The sequence below is a fragment of the Streptococcus varani genome (genome assembly GCF_001375655.1).
Classification (GTDB): domain Bacteria; phylum Bacillota; class Bacilli; order Lactobacillales; family Streptococcaceae; genus Streptococcus; species Streptococcus varani.
Genome location: NZ_CTEN01000003.1, coordinates 293,836 through 308,212 on the forward strand (window position 1 = coordinate 293,836; position 14,377 = coordinate 308,212).

14 protein-coding genes and 1 pseudogene are annotated in these 14,377 nt (G+C 43.0%); 2 read left to right on the forward strand and 13 right to left on the reverse strand.

Annotated elements, in window-relative coordinates; translation table 11 throughout:
- Positions 1-44 precede the first annotated feature (44 nt).
- The 4 genes from BN1356_RS07535 to BN1356_RS07550 all read right to left on the reverse strand — a co-directional run bounded on the left by BN1356_RS07535 (position 45) and on the right by BN1356_RS07550 (position 4,843).
- Entirely contained in the window at positions 45-1,556 is a 1,512-nt protein-coding gene (locus BN1356_RS07535; RefSeq protein WP_093650786.1) for a PTS transporter subunit EIIC, read from the reverse strand.
- A gap of 27 nt (positions 1,557-1,583) precedes the next feature.
- Positions 1,584-2,273, reverse strand: coding sequence for an N-acetylmannosamine-6-phosphate 2-epimerase (locus BN1356_RS07540; protein ID WP_093650787.1), 690 nt, complete (start codon positions 2,271-2,273; stop codon positions 1,584-1,586).
- Between the two features lie 3 nt (positions 2,274-2,276).
- Positions 2,277-3,095, reverse strand: coding sequence for a MurR/RpiR family transcriptional regulator (locus BN1356_RS07545; protein WP_093650788.1), 819 nt, complete (start codon positions 3,093-3,095; stop codon positions 2,277-2,279).
- A 218-nt stretch (positions 3,096-3,313) separates the two neighbouring features.
- Positions 3,314-4,843: a helicase HerA-like domain-containing protein gene (locus tag BN1356_RS07550; RefSeq protein ID WP_093650789.1), complete on the reverse strand. Its 1,530-nt coding sequence runs from the start codon at positions 4,841-4,843 to the stop codon at positions 3,314-3,316.
- Positions 4,844-4,990: 147 nt separating this feature from the next.
- Here BN1356_RS07550 and BN1356_RS07555 point away from each other — a divergent pair, with 147 nt between their 5' ends.
- The gene (locus tag BN1356_RS07555) at positions 4,991-5,605 is read left to right on the forward strand and encodes an NUDIX hydrolase (protein WP_093650790.1); all 615 of its coding nucleotides are present in this window, start codon (positions 4,991-4,993) and stop codon (positions 5,603-5,605) included.
- 426 nt (positions 5,606-6,031) lie between these two features.
- Here BN1356_RS07555 and BN1356_RS07560 read toward each other — a convergent pair whose 3' ends face one another.
- From BN1356_RS07560 to BN1356_RS07595, 8 genes and pseudogenes are all read right to left on the reverse strand, one after another.
- A complete protein-coding gene (locus BN1356_RS07560) occupies positions 6,032-7,069 on the reverse strand; it encodes an oxidoreductase (protein WP_093650791.1) in 1,038 nt (345 codons plus the stop codon).
- Between the two features lie 136 nt (positions 7,070-7,205).
- Positions 7,206-8,069 carry an aldo/keto reductase gene (locus tag BN1356_RS07565; RefSeq protein ID WP_093650792.1) on the reverse strand — a complete coding sequence of 288 codons (864 nt, stop codon included), beginning with the start codon at positions 8,067-8,069 and terminating at the stop codon, positions 7,206-7,208.
- Between the two features lie 35 nt (positions 8,070-8,104).
- Entirely contained in the window at positions 8,105-8,440 is a 336-nt protein-coding gene (locus BN1356_RS07570; protein ID WP_093650793.1) for a carboxymuconolactone decarboxylase family protein, read from the reverse strand.
- A gap of 27 nt (positions 8,441-8,467) precedes the next feature.
- Complete coding sequence (locus BN1356_RS07575) at positions 8,468-8,890, reverse strand: cupin domain-containing protein (protein WP_093650794.1); 423 nt, start codon at positions 8,888-8,890, stop codon at positions 8,468-8,470.
- A 25-nt stretch (positions 8,891-8,915) separates the two neighbouring features.
- The gene (locus BN1356_RS07580) at positions 8,916-9,956 is read right to left on the reverse strand and encodes a zinc-dependent alcohol dehydrogenase family protein (protein ID WP_093650795.1); all 1,041 of its coding nucleotides are present in this window, start codon (positions 9,954-9,956) and stop codon (positions 8,916-8,918) included.
- Between the two features lie 42 nt (positions 9,957-9,998).
- A pseudogene (locus tag BN1356_RS07585) lies at positions 9,999-10,376 on the reverse strand (MerR family transcriptional regulator).
- 77 nt (positions 10,377-10,453) lie between these two features.
- The gene (locus BN1356_RS07590; protein ID WP_093650796.1) at positions 10,454-11,272 is read right to left on the reverse strand and encodes an SDR family oxidoreductase; all 819 of its coding nucleotides are present in this window, start codon (positions 11,270-11,272) and stop codon (positions 10,454-10,456) included.
- Between the two features lie 23 nt (positions 11,273-11,295).
- Entirely contained in the window at positions 11,296-11,667 is a 372-nt protein-coding gene (locus BN1356_RS07595; protein WP_093650797.1) for a nuclear transport factor 2 family protein, read from the reverse strand.
- Between the two features lie 381 nt (positions 11,668-12,048).
- Here BN1356_RS07595 and BN1356_RS07600 point away from each other — a divergent pair, with 381 nt between their 5' ends.
- Positions 12,049-12,936 (forward strand): LysR family transcriptional regulator, encoded by an 888-nt coding sequence (locus tag BN1356_RS07600; protein ID WP_093650798.1) that lies wholly within the window; start codon positions 12,049-12,051, stop codon positions 12,934-12,936.
- Between the two features lie 48 nt (positions 12,937-12,984).
- Here BN1356_RS07600 and BN1356_RS07605 read toward each other — a convergent pair whose 3' ends face one another.
- Complete coding sequence (locus BN1356_RS07605) at positions 12,985-14,364, reverse strand: 6-phospho-beta-glucosidase (RefSeq protein WP_093650799.1); 1,380 nt, start codon at positions 14,362-14,364, stop codon at positions 12,985-12,987.
- Positions 14,365-14,377: the final 13 nt, after the last annotated feature.

Below are 14,377 nucleotides of genomic sequence, written 5' to 3' on the forward strand. Positions count from 1 at the left end.
ATGCCAAAGAAAAGAGACTGAATTTCTCCAATCTCTCGCATTTCTTATTCTTCTCTACCGAGAATTTGATTGATTTCCTGACTGTAAAGAATGGCTTTACCACCATAGATGGCTTGAATCCCATTTTTTACATCCAAGACAGCTGTCGCTCCAATTGCTTTCAGAACATCTTTATCAACAAGACTGGAATCTTTTAGTGATACCCGAAGTCGCGTTGCGCACGCTGCGACATCTTCAATATTGCTATCACCGCCTAGAGCATCAATAATGTTAATAGACAACTCATGTAAACTGCTGCCATTTGCCATCATTTTGTTGGAAGTACTTGAGTTTAAATCTCCAGTCTCCATACCAGGGATAGCTACTTTGAATTTAGCAATGAGGAATTTAAAGGTGAAATAGTAAATTGCTGCCCAAAGCACACCCACAGGAAGAACTAAAATCCAGTTGGTATGAGCATTTCCTTGGAAAATGCCAAAGATTGTAAAGTCAATGAGACCACCAGAGAAAGAGTTCCCGATACGAATTTTAAGCAAGTCAGCTATGAAGAAGGATAAACCATCTAGAAAAGCATGGACAACATAGAGCCAAGGGGCTACAAAAAGGAAAGCGAACTCGATTGATTCTGTAATACCTGTTAAGATAGAAGTTAAGGCACTACTTGAATAGAAAGAACCAAATTTCTTACGATTTTCCTTTGGAATAGAATGATACATAGCCAAACAAGATGCTGGCAAACCAAAGATCATAGTTGCAAAACGACCTGCAAAGAAACGAGTTCCATAGGTAAAGAGACCTGTATGATTTGGATCACCCAATTGGGCAAAGAAAATATTTTGAGCACCTTGAATGGTCTCCCCAGCTACCACTTCTGTACCACCTAGCGAAGTGTACCAGAACATTGGATAAATGGTGTGATGAAGTCCAAAAGCACCTGTCAAACGAAGGAAGAAACCATACAAGAAGGTTCCAAAACTACCCATATCTGCAATCTTTTCACCAAAGACCACTAAAGCATTTTGAACAGGTGGCCAAATTACATAGAAGATGGCTCCAATGGCAATGGCTGCAAAAGAAGACACAATCGGAATAAAACGAGAACCACCAAAAAAACTTAAGTAAGCTGGTAACTCAATTTTCCGATAACGATTGTGAAGAGCAACGACTACCAAACCGATCACCAAAGCGCCCAAAACACCCGTATCAATGGTTGCTCCCTCTTTTGAAAAGAGACCAAGGAAACCAGAGATGGTTGCTGTATAAACCAAGTAAGCAACCCCAGCAGACAAACCAGCTGTTCCCTTATCAGCCTCCGCCAAACCAACTGCAACCCCAATAGCAAAAATAAGAGCTAGGTTTGCAAAAACCGCACCACCAGCAGTACTCATAATCTTAAAGATTACCTGCAACCACTCTTGATTCAAGAGCGGAAATTGTGACACTGCATTAGCATTGGATAGTGCACCACCGATACCAAGCAAGAGCCCCGCAACCGGAAGGATCGAAATAGGTAACATAAAAGCTTGACTCAATTTCGAAAATTTCTTAAAATCCATTTTTCTTCTCCTTTATGAATGAGTATGTTATAGAGCTGAAATAAAGCGATGAGCTATTTCTTTGGGGCGCGTAATGGCACCACCGACGACAATTCCTGCTACCCCTAATTTATGGATTTGGCTAGCTTGTTCGGGTGTGTGAATCTTGCCTTCTGCAATGACTGGAATTCCAGCTTTGCAGAGTTTATCCATCAAGTCCAAATCTGGTCCTTCCTCTTGCCGACTGTAGGAAGTATAGCCAGAAAGCGTAGTCCCAACAAAGTCAACGCCATCGCGATAGGCCGCAAGACCTTCTTCAAAAGTTGAAATATCTGCCATAAAAAGCTGATTAGGGTATTTTTCTCGGATTTGATGAATAAATTGTGAGATCGTCAAATCATCATGGCGTTCCCTTGAGGTACAATCTAGTGCTATCACCGCGATTCCTAAGGCAGCTAATTCATCCACTTCTCTCATGGTAGCCGTGATGAAAGGCTCCTCTGGTAAATAATCTCGTTTGATAATCCCGATAATGGGAAGACTAGTCACCGCTTGAATCTCTTGGATATCACGAACCGAATTGGCCCGAATCCCTACTGCACCAGCTTGCTCTGCTGCCAGTGCAAAAAGTGGCATGATTCCTCCCTTCTCCGTATAGAGCGGTTCTCCAGGTAAGGCTTGACAAGACACAATAATCCCATCTTTTATTTGGTCTAAAAATTCATCTTTTTTCAACATTCTTTAACCTCCTTCTATTTTGATAATGGTTCGTTTAAAGCGTTTTTCTTTTTCAATTTGGTTATTGGCCATAAAATTGGCATAGAGTAGATCCACAATCAATAAGAGTGGGAATTGTGGCGAAATACGGTTCCCATAACTCAAGTTTTTAGCAGAAGCGACCAGTAGAACTTCATCCGCTACATCATCTTTTTCCAGCTTTTGAGTTGACATTAAAATGGTATATGCTCCTTTTTTTTGAGCCTTCTTCAATGCCTCCATAACTGCCAAAGTTTTTCCAGAAATCGACTGACCTATAACCAAACATTCTGAATCAATGAGATTATCCATCCATTGCAACATGTGATCATCTGTTACTGCCTCACAAATCAGACCCAACCGCATAAAGCGAATCTTCATTTCTTGAGAAACTAAGCTAGACAAACCTTGGCCATAAAAATAAACCCTTTTGGCTTCTTCCAGACGACGACTAATCCGTAAAATTTGCTCTTCATCCACCAGAGAATAGGTCTTGGCTAATATCTCATCATAGTCGGATAAGACTCTCTTGGTCAACCCCTGATGAATGGTTGAAAATTGACCTTCACTTTCTTCCTTATAACGTTGGTATTCAAAGGCAAATTCGCGATAGCCCTTGAAGCCACATTTCTGTGCAAAACGTGTCAGACTGGCTTTTGAAACATGTAATTTCTTTGCTACTGCTTCAGCAGTCAATCCTTTTGGAGAGTCGTATAAAAAGTAATGTGCAATCTCTTTCTCCAAATGTGTCATTCCATCCAAGGAGGATTCGATAATGGGAAGAATCTTATATTTTATTTCCATAGTTTCTCCTAAGTAACCGATTACATTATCAGTATAGCTGTTTTTGAAAATTATTTCAATACTTTTTAAATTTTAGAAATTACTTTCACAAGTCATCCTAATTATTCATTTTTTGAAAAGTATTTCACAAGTCAATAGTGGTTGTCTGAACAGCTTCCATATCTAAAAATCAAAAAAGGAGCAGCTGCTCCCTTAGTGTCTGTGTGAAAGTTTCTAACTTATTTCTTACCTGTCAACATGCCGGTAATCCCGCGCATAAGAATGCGACCTGCCTCGCGGCCAACCGCTGACATAACATTTTTTGTGAAGCGATCCATTGGTGAATCGGAGCGACGTGTGCTCACTGTTTTGTCAGTTTTCTTACTTTCTGCTCTCTCTTCTTTCTGAGCTTCTTTTTCAGCTAACTTCTCTGCAGCTTTTTGGGCTTTTTCCGCTTCCTCTTTAGCCACTGCTTCTTTCAGAGCTGTTTCTTTTTCCTCATTCCAGGCAGCAATTTGTTCATGAGCAGACTCACGGTCAATGCTGTTTGCATACTTGTCCATGAGATTGGAGCGGTTGATCAAACTATTGACCAAACTTGGATCGGCCGTTCCCAGAAGACTCTTAGGTGGATAAATCATAACACGGTCAGCATAGCTAGGTGTACCATCTACTCCGAGCACAGATACGACAGCTTCCCCCACTTTGAGTTCTTGAATGACTTTCGCCAAATCTTGCCCAGCTTCTTGACGGAAAGTGTCTGCAACCACAGTAACGCTCTTCAATTCCTTCGGTGTAAAAGCACGAAGACCATGCTGAATTCGATTACCCAGCTGACTAGCGATAGTGTCAGGAATATCGGTTGGATTTTGAGTTACAAAGAAGATACCGACACCCTTGGAACGGATGAGACGGACAATCAGTTCAATTTTTTCTAAGAGAACCTTTGGCGTATCCTTAAAGAGAACATGAGCCTCATCGAAAAAGAAGACCATCTTAGGTTTGTCCAAATCTCCTACTTCTGGCAAGACTTCATAGAGTTCTGACAAGAGAGATAAGAGAACCGTTGAATACAGGGTCGGTTGGCTAAAGAGCTGAGTGGCATTGAGGACACTGATAATCCCACGTCCATCACTATCCAAGCGCATCAAGTCTGCGATGTCTAGGCTGGGCTCGCCAAAGAAAATCTTTCCACCCTGTTGTTCTAGAACCACTAAACTGCGGATAATCGCTCCAACTGATTGAGCAGGAATATTGCCATAGTGTTTGCTGAGTTCAGAGGCATTGTCTGCTACAAAGTTGAGCATGGCACGCAAGTCCATCATATCAATCAGAAGTAATCCACGTTCATCTGCTACGCTAAAGACAATATTTAAAATGCTTTCCTGAGTTTCATTGAGACCCAAGAGACGAGTTAGAAGGACAGGTCCCATCTCTGAAATGGTCATACGAACTGGAATTCCCTTATCACCGGTCACATCCCAAAGCTCAATAGGATATGATGATGGCTGATAGTCTACATAGTGAGTCGCTTCTAGTCGTTCAGTAGATACAGGCTCCGTATTTTCCTGAGCTAGACTCATGAGGTCACCCTTAATATCAGATAGAAAGACTGGGATTCCCGCATCACTCAGTTGCTCAGCTAATACCTTAAGAGTAACGGTCTTACCAGTCCCTGTTGCTCCTGCGATAATGCCATGGCGATTGAGTCGCTTGAGTTGCATTTGAGCGACAGATTGGCCGTAACCAAATTGTAAAACATCCGTCATAGTGTTTTCTCCTTGTTTTGTTTCTGCCTTTATTTTACCATAAATTCCTAAAAAAACAGCGTTTTCAGACTATCCTATTGACCATCTTTCAAAACTTTTGTAAGATAAAGAAAAAGAAGTTCTTCATCTAAGAAAGTCAGGTCTCCCATGAAAGAGTTGTTCTCCCATTATATTCCGAAACCCTTGGGCCAACGAAAAATCTATAGTGTACTCATTCCACTAGTCAAGGTTGATGGTAATTGGCACATCCTCTACCAAATCCGTAGTGAGACTATTCCGCAGCCGGGTGATGTATCCTTTCCAGGTGGTCGTGTAGAAGAGGGGGAAAGCCTGAGTCAAGCTGCTATTCGAGAAACCTGTGAGGAACTCAATCTTCAAAAGGAAGACATTAATCTTTTCGGAGAAATAGATTATCTCGTTCACCAGCACCGGACTATCCACTGCTTTATCGGTCAAATCCTAGTCCATGATTGGCAGGCCATTGAGCCAAACAAGGATGAGGTAGCTAGACTCTTCACCATCCCGTTACAAAAACTCATGGAGCAAGCTCCAACCTATCATTCTCTGGCCATGACTCTCGATGATCAGCAGGACTTCCCCTTTGACCGCATCCGTAAAGGACGCAAATATCCTTTTTCTGAGCAAGCTCGGACAATTCCTTTCTATGATGAAAACGGGGAAACTATCTGGGGTATGACAGCCCTCTTCACCCATCGATTCACTGAAATTTTAAAAGAAAATGGAGAAATACCTGACCAGTGAGCTAGGCATCTTTCACATAGAAATAGAAAGTTTGATTCATCACATCCAAGGAAATTTTAATAGCAGACCTGGTTTTATCCTCATCAATGAAATTTCTAATCTTATCTCTTTTCAAAGAAAGGACTTTACTTATCCTATGAATACTTTTTTTCAAAAATGTGACTTCTTGACTTACAGAGTTTTTACTTTGGTTGGGAGATACTTCGCTATTATCCTGCCAGCATACCTTCTTAGTTTCATTCTAGGATATTTTTTAATTGTTTGGGAAGTTACTTGGGCATTCATCCCTTGGAGTATCCTCATTTTCATCATCAGCTTCTTCTACCTTGCTTGTGTCGCCTATTATTACATCCGACAAAAACGCTCATAAAAAAATGCTTGACAATCAGTCAGGTATTTTTTATAAGCTTGCTTAACACTTCTTTCCTACTTTGCAAGACCACGCGCATACGAATCATTGTAAATTACATAGTCATGATCATGGAGCACACTGGCCGCATGGGCAGGCCAGTTAGGATTGCCAATCAGTCCACGACCGACTTGCACTAGATCAGCTTGCTGATATTGAAGAAGGTATTCACACAATTCCGGGCTGTGGAGCAATCCGACAGCCGTGACAGGAAGTTTGACCGCTTCTTTTATTTTTGCCGAAAAGCCTGCTTGATACCCACCATAGATAGGAATATTAGGTCTACGTGGTAACAAGCCACCAGTAGAAATATCCAGACAAGATACTCCCAGTTCTTCCAACCATTTAGCAATTTGCTGGTAGTCTTCGATCGTATTTTGTAATCCTGTCTCATCATAGGCAGAAACGGACAATCGGACCCAGATTGGTTTTGCAAAAACTGGTTTGATGTCCTCAATGATTTCTTTTAGGAAGCGGAATCGATTCTCCAATGAGCCGCCGTAAGCATCTGTCCGCTGATTGGTCATAGGTTCAAAAAACTGATTGATCAAGTAGCCGTGGGCTGCATGTATTTCAATCATATCATAGCCAGCAGCATCTGCACGTTTGGCTGCAGCAACGAAAGCAGCTTTGATACGGACAATATCGTCCATGCTCATTTGAATAGGATCATTAAAACTGTCATTATAAGGAATAGCACTTGGAGCTAGTGGCTCAAGGGCATCTGCTGCTTTGCGGCCTGCATGACAGATTTGTGCACCGACTTTTGCTCCAAAAGCATGCAATTCTTCCACCAGATGAGAGAGTGCCTCTCCTTGAGCGTCATTCCAGAGACCCAAATCATGTTTGGTCAGACGACCATCAGGCTCAACAGCCGTAGCCTCTTGAATAATCAAGCCGACACCGCCAATTGCCCTTGCACCATAGTGAGCGTGGTGAAATGCCGTTGGCAAACCATCTTCCGACTTGACTTCATACATACACATAGGTGGCATAACCACACGGTTTTTCAAGTCCAAACGAGCAATTTGTACTGGAGATAACAACATTGACATGGCAAATCCTCCTTTTTTGTCATTATATCAAAGTGAAAAATCTTTGTCTGAATTTTGCTACGGAGCTAGAGTTTTTAAGGCTTATTTCCAAAATTATCCAAAACATGCCCAACCATTTGGTCAGACATGATTGATTTTATTCATCAAAAGCGTGAATGTCGTAGTTACTGAGGAGCCACTCACCCACACCTGGTGCATCTGGGTCGTGTTTGCCTTGTCCCTTGTCCAAGTTCTGTAGGACTTCCATCTCTTCATCTGTCAATGTGAAATCAAAGATATCCAGGTTGGACTTGATGCGTTCTGGTTTGGTGGATTTTGGCAGAACGATGATCCCTTCCTGGTTTTCAAATCGCAGGATAATCTGGCCCGCATCCTTGCCATATTTTTTAGCCAAGGAGACGATGAGGGGATCTGATAAAAGTTTCGCATCTCCCTGACCAAGCGGGCCCCAAGCTTCCAGTAAGACATTGTCCTTAGCTAGTAACTGACGCAATTCTTTCTGCTGGGAATAAGGATGTAGTTCTACCTGGTTGACAGCTGGAAGCGTCATAAAGTTTGGGACAAATTTCTGCCATAATTTTGGCGTCATGTTGGAAACCCCGATGGACTTGATTTTGCCAGCCGCCTTAAAATCTTCTAGGGCACGCCAGGCATCATGAACTTCTCCGTATGGCTGATGGAGGAGGACCAAATCAATATAGTCCAAGCCAAGTTTTGCCAGCGAAGTCTCCAGACCCTTGACCGCTAAATCATAGGCATAGTCCTGTAACCAGAGCTTTGTGGTAACAAAGATTTCTTCCCGCGAGATACCAGAGTCGGCGATGGCTTGTCCTACTTCCTTTTCATTTAGATAGACTTGAGCCGTGTCAATGTGGCGATAACCAGCAGCTATAGCCTCTTTCACTGCTGCATAGGTGGAACCATCAGCTGGAATCAGGAAAACACCAAATCCCACACCTGGAATGGTGTTTCCGTCGTTCAGTGTAAATGTTTCTGTCATCTTGTCTCTCCTTTTTACATTCATAAATTGTCTGTCTAGTCTGTCCAAATGTCTTTGGCTAGGTGAAAGGTTGCCCAGGCTTTTGGCCAACCCGCATAAAAGGCCACATGGGTAATGGCTGCAGCGATTTCTACCTTTGTCACTCCATTGTTTTTGGCATTTTGTAGATGGTGCTCAAGAGAGGAATCCGTAATGCCCTGAGCCATGAGAGCTGTCACCGTCAGCAGGCATCTGGTTTTCAGGTCAATGTCCTTATTGTTCCAGTTCTCACCAAAGAGGACATCGTCATTGTAATGGGCAAATTCTGGTGAAAAATCACCTAAATGATCACGTCCAGCAGTTTGGACGATTTTTTTATTTTCTTCAGTCATCCGCAACCTTCTTTCTTTTGAAAAAATCTAATCCTGAACTTCATGTGCTAAGGCATAATCTTCATCAGATACAGCCTCATACCACTCCGCGCTGCCAGCTGAGATAGCCACATGGGAAAACCAGGAATCTTTGGTGGCACCATGCCAGTGCTTAACGCCATCCTCAATCACTACTACATCTCCTTTTGTCAAGAGACGAGCTAGCTTGCCATCTTCCTGATAAAAGCCTTGACCACCGGTCACTAAGAGAATCTGATAACCACCGATATGGGCATGCCAGTTATTGCGGCAACCCGGTTCAAAGGTTACATTACTGATTCCAAAATGCCCATCTGGAGCCTGGGCCAATGCCTGCAGATAGGATTGGCCCGTAAAGACATGGGAGTAGGCTTCATTTTTTTGCCCCAAAGGGAAGACGCCATTGTCCTTTAATTCTTCAAAATTTGCCATATGAACCTTCTTTCTATCTCTTGTTTTAGTCTCGAACGATGACCAAAGACTTGATGGCTTGTCGCTTGTCCATAGCTTCATAAGCAGCCTGAATGTCCTCCAACTCAAAGCGCTGATTAAAGACTTTACCAGGTTCAATGTCGCCCTTGAGAACAGCATCTAAGAGAACTTCCTTGTCGTAAGTGGTCACAGAGGCAACACCACCACGCAGTCCGATATTTTTCCAGAAGAGCTTGGCAGTATCCATGTCTGCTTTTTGTGGCACACCGACACGACCCACGATTGCACCTGGACGAGCAACATCGACAGCTGTTTCTAGAGATTGCTCGGTTCCGACGCATTCTAAAATGGCATCTGCGCCATCACCATTTGTCAAGGCCAGGACTTTAGCCACCGCTTCTTGACCCCGTTCAGCAATAATGTCTGTCGCACCAAATTCTTTGGCCAATGTTTGGCGATCAGGGTAGCGACTCATGGCTATGATGCGTTTGGCACCCAACATCTTGGCACCAATGATCCCACAGAGTCCCACAGCACCATCACCCATGACAACCACTGTATCCCCTTCTTTGACCTCAGCTGTTCTTGCAGCATGGTAGCCCGTTGCCATCACATCTGACAATGTTAGCAGAGAATTGAGCTGTCCATCTGTATAATCTGATGGCTGACCAGGAACTTTGACCAAGGCCCAATTGGCATTTGTGAAACGTAGATATTCTCCCTGGTAACCCGCATTGCCACCTGGCTCACGATGTGTACAGTTGCCATCAAAACCAGTCCGACAAGCCGCGCATTCTCCACAGCCATGGGTAAAAGGAACAATGACAAAATCACCTGCTTTGACAGCTGTCACCTCTACCCCAACTTCTTTGACAATACCAATGGCCTCATGTCCAGCATAAGTATCATGTTCACGAGGCGAAATACCTCGGTACCACCACAAATCGGAACCGCAGACACAGGCACGCACAATCTCGATGATGGCATCTGTCTCTTTTTCGATTTTCGGCATGTCAGCCTCAGTAATGACCATTTTACCTGGCTCAATAAAGGTTGCAACTTTCATATTTGTCCTTCTTTCTATGCTTTTTATTAAAGATTGTTCCACCTATTCAAACAATTCCTTCTCTGGTCCTGAAATCAAATTTTCATAATTTTCAACTTTGAAATGAAGTCGGTCTCTAGCAGCAGTCAATTCGGAAATCCTGCTATCCAAACCTTGCAACTCCTCTTTTAAAATCTCCAAACGAGCACGTTCAGTCCCCTCCCCTTGTTCCAAGAGCAATACATAATCAATCAGGGACTCGACACTGACACCTGCCTTCCGAAAACAGAGGACAAACTCTAAAACTTTTATCTCCTGTTCGGTAAAATCGCGAATGCCAGACTAGTTACGCGTGATAGTTGGAAGGAGTCCAATCCGTTCATAATAGCGAATAGTATCCGCAGATACGCCCACCAGTTCACTGACTCTTTTTATGTTCATGAAAACGCCTTCTTTCTATGGTTTATGACTATTATATATCTTAGAGTCAACTCCAAGTCAAGTATTTTTGTAAATTTTTACTGACCATAGAAAAATGTAGCGGTAGCACCACCATCGATGAGGAGAGTAGAACCCGTGATAAATTGACCTCGCTCACTGAGGATGAGGTCAGCTAGATTAGCCACTTCATCGGCTGTTCCAGGACGACCCGCTGGAGATTTGGCAAACATATTCATATAAAATTCACCGCGTGGTCCGTTGAATTCGTCCAATGCCAGTGGGGTGACGATGATCCCTGGTGCAATATCATTGATGCGAGCTCCTCGTTTGCCCCAGCGAACTGCTTCAAACATGACCCGCTTTTCATTAGCCCGCTTGGCTAATTGATAGGCATGGAGAGAGTCTGTGATGACATCTGACTGTAGGAAATCCAAATCCAGAAGTTCTTCCGCTGGACAGGTCGCCAAAGCCCTATCCTGTTCCGCTGTCAGAGCCGGCATACGAAAACCAGATTGGCTGGAAATGGTCACTCCAGCACCACCACTGGCGATGACCTTACCTACTTCTTCCAATAAAACTGCCGTTCCATACAAATCAACTTTGAGAATGGTCTCAATGGATGCCTGTGATGGCGAAACACCTGCACCATTGATAAGATATTTAATAGGACCATATCCTAATCCAGTAGCGATGAAGGTTTTTATGGAATCACGGCAGGACAAATCCATCTCCACCGGTAACACATCAAAACCAGATTGGCTTAAAATCATGGCCATTTTCTCAGCATTTTCCAGAGATTTATCGCCTAAAATGACTTTCTTACCAAAGGCCATACGACGCGTGATAGCCAGTGAAATCTGACCAGCACCGGTTACTAATACAACTTCTTTTGTCATTTCTTTTTCCTCTCTAGTTGAGTTTATTCATATGTACTTGCAATCTGTTTCACTATCTCCCACTGACCATCCACTTTTTCAAAGTGCATTTCAATTTGCAAGGGCCAGGTATGAGGACCGCCACCCCAGATGAGAGCTTTGACTCGACTTTGACCAATCAAACTAGCCTTGTCACCGTCAATAACAATATCCTTAATTGCTTCCTCTTTCCAAGAATAATACTTCATTTCCTCGGATTTAATCTGGTCCAGCCATTCTGAAACTGGCTGCTTGTAACCTGTCATATGAACCAAGACAGTATCCGCTTTTAAAAGTTCTTCCAACTTAGCAATGTCTTTGTCCACCATAGCTTGATTGACCTGACGATGTAAATCTTTTAGCACTTCCTTTGTCATTTCGCTTTTCCTCTCTGACTTGATAATTCTATTCTAATCCTCTATAATAAAATTATCCAATACATTTTTTCGATTATTAATAAAATAATTTTATAAGAAATAAAATGATAGAAAGGAATTGAACAGTTAGTTTATCTAACTGAACCCGCCCTCAATCCTGTGCAAAAAAGATGATTGTTTAAGTTGATTATCCTAATGATTGATATTCTCACGTCGTAGTCGTTTGAGTTTTCCTCGGTTTTTATAAACCTTTAAAAAATCTAGTCGACCTGACCGGGGTGCGTTAACGAAATCATTGTTAAAAGAAGCAATACTTCTTTCATTTTTAGCTGATTTACCGCCTATTTTTGCTTTGGATTTTACGGGCTTAATATCTTACTTATGAACACAAAACAAATGGACTATATCATCGAGACGGCGAAGACGCTCAATCTTAGTCGGGCTGCAGAAAATCTCTACATATCCCAGCCCTCTCTTTCTTATCAAATCAAGGTCATTGAGGAGGAAGTCGGATTTCCTATTTTTGATCGCATTGGGAAAAGCATCCGCCTGACACCTGCTGGTCAGCAGCTGGTCACGTCACTCCAACGCCTCTCAGTTGAACTACAGTTTGCCATTGAGCAGGCTCAAAATATGGGGGAAAAATACAGGGATTCCATCAGGATTGGCTATGCCACGCGCAGTTCTCTTTACTATCTGCCCCAAGCCATCAAGGCATTTGAGGAAAAACATCCCCAGATTCAGATTGTCCCTGAAATCCAGCCACCAAATGGTTACAGAACTGCCTTTCTACAAAAGGAACTGGATATGATTCTCTTGCCTAGGGAGGAAGCTGAGAAACTGAATGGCGTGACCATCCACCCTCTCTATACCAGCCATATTTACCTGCTCTGTCAACACAAGGATCCGCTAGCAAAACTCAATAGGGTGACGGTTCAAGATTTGGCTGGTCGAACCCTTCTTGTCAATGGTGGCTCTTCAAAGACCCTGCGGAAAGCGCAGCAACGAGTGTTGGAGACTGTTCCTATCCATTACTACAACAGTCCCACTCATGATTTCACCATGATTCAAGTTGCCAGCGACAAAGCCATCTGCCTTTCCCCAGGTTATCTCAATGATCATAACGGTGAATTTGCTTGGATTCCCTTCGACTGTCCAGAACATTTCGAGCTGGTTTTGGTCACTCACCAGGATAAGACAAGTCCTGCAATTCAGGATTTGATTGGTATTTTGAAAGATTGGTATGCCAAAAGTGACTTGAATCTGTAAGTATAGATAGACTAAAAGAAGACCAAATGGCCTTCTTTTCCCTGTTCATTAGTTGACCAAGTCACGGACTTTTTCATCCTTGATAGTGATACCTTGAGCTTCCAATTTAGAAATGGTATCCGCAAACTGTGGTAAGTGCTCTTTGTGAGCAATAAAGAGTTCATCCATAACACGTTTTGCTGTCGCACCAGCAGGAATGAGCGGATTGATGGTAAAGGCTTGAAGAGCTAGCGCATAGTTACCTGTTACGGCTGCTTCGATGGTCAAAAGTTCCATGGCTTTCATGACCTGCAACCAACCTTTTTCAGCAGTTGGCAGAGGACCAAAGACAACATTTCGCGCTCCTGCGGCACCCAAATTAGCCGTTACTTCGACAGCACAATCAGCTGGCAGGTCTGGCACCGCACCATCATTACGAGTGGACACCACAATTTCTGTATTTTTGTTAGCATAGATAGAGGCGATCGTTTCACAAGCCGCATCCGAGTAGTAGGCTCCACCACGCTCTTCCAATTGTTTTGGTTTGTAGTTAAGTTCTGGATCCTTGTAGAGTTCAAAGAGTTCATGTTCTAAGGCTTTGACTTGCTCTGCACGAGTACCGATTGTTGCAAACTCCTCCAAACCATGAGCCAGCATTTCCTCAGCCCGGTAGTAATACTGATGATACCCACATGGAATCATATTCATCTGGTCCAATTGTTCTCTAAAGAATGGCACACCATGGATATTTTTCGGCAGACCATTTTCCTCTTCGTAAAGTTTTTCGATGACCTGAGGCGTCACATCATTGCCAGCTCTATCAGCTACCTTATGCCAGTGGAAATGGTTGAGTCCTGCAAACTTGTAAATCAAGTCCTCAGCTGGTTGATTCAGCATTTCAGCTTCAACTTTTTTAGCCATAACAGGAACATTACAAAGACCAACGACCCGGTCCCATTTGCCATAACGCAATACTGCTTCTGTTACCATGCCACTTGGATTGGCAAAGTTAATAAGCCAAGCATTTGGACAGAGACGTTTCATATCCTCCACTACAGATAGGACAATTGGAATGGTTCGGAAAGCCTTGAACATACCACCAGGTCCATTTGTTTCTTGGCCTAAAAGACCATAAGAGAAAGGAATCCGTTCATCTTTGATGCGGGCATTGAGCTGACCAACACGGAACTGAGTAGTAACAAAGTCTGCATCTTTGAGTGCTTCTTCGCGATTGAGAGTTGTATAAACTTTAACATCATATGGAGATGCATCCCACATCCTCTGAGCCATGGCACCAACAATTTCTTGTTTTTCACGACCAGCTTCCACATCCACCAACCAAATTTCTCTAATTGGAAGTTCATCATATCGTTTGATAAAACCTTCCATTAATTCTGGAGTATAGCTAGACCCTCCACCAATTGTTGCAATTTTAACACCCTTAGACATTAAAATACCTCGC

Coding starts and splice junctions, on each gene's coding strand:
- BN1356_RS07595 (WP_093650797.1), bottom strand. CDS start 11,667: ATGACAAAGGAAGTGCTAAAAGATTTACATCGTCAGGTCAATCAAGCT.
- BN1356_RS07570 (WP_093650793.1), bottom strand. CDS start 8,440: ATGACTGAAGAAAATAAAAAAATCGTCCAAACTGCTGGACGTGATCAT.
- BN1356_RS07575 (WP_093650794.1), bottom strand. CDS start 8,890: ATGGCAAATTTTGAAGAATTAAAGGACAATGGCGTCTTCCCTTTGGGG.
- BN1356_RS07590 (WP_093650796.1), bottom strand. CDS start 11,272: ATGACAAAAGAAGTTGTATTAGTAACCGGTGCTGGTCAGATTTCACTG.
- BN1356_RS07555 (WP_093650790.1), top strand. CDS start 4,991: ATGAAAGAGTTGTTCTCCCATTATATTCCGAAACCCTTGGGCCAACGA.
- BN1356_RS07560 (WP_093650791.1), bottom strand. CDS start 7,069: ATGTCAATGTTGTTATCTCCAGTACAAATTGCTCGTTTGGACTTGAAA.
- BN1356_RS07540 (WP_093650787.1), bottom strand. CDS start 2,273: ATGTTGAAAAAAGATGAATTTTTAGACCAAATAAAAGATGGGATTATT.
- BN1356_RS07600 (WP_093650798.1), top strand. CDS start 12,049: ATGAACACAAAACAAATGGACTATATCATCGAGACGGCGAAGACGCTC.
- BN1356_RS07605 (WP_093650799.1), bottom strand. CDS start 14,364: ATGTCTAAGGGTGTTAAAATTGCAACAATTGGTGGAGGGTCTAGCTAT.
- BN1356_RS07565 (WP_093650792.1), bottom strand. CDS start 8,069: ATGACAGAAACATTTACACTGAACGACGGAAACACCATTCCAGGTGTG.
- BN1356_RS07550 (WP_093650789.1), bottom strand. CDS start 4,843: ATGACGGATGTTTTACAATTTGGTTACGGCCAATCTGTCGCTCAAATG.
- BN1356_RS07545 (WP_093650788.1), bottom strand. CDS start 3,095: ATGGAAATAAAATATAAGATTCTTCCCATTATCGAATCCTCCTTGGAT.
- BN1356_RS07580 (WP_093650795.1), bottom strand. CDS start 9,956: ATGAAAGTTGCAACCTTTATTGAGCCAGGTAAAATGGTCATTACTGAG.
- BN1356_RS07535 (WP_093650786.1), bottom strand. CDS start 1,556: ATGGATTTTAAGAAATTTTCGAAATTGAGTCAAGCTTTTATGTTACCT.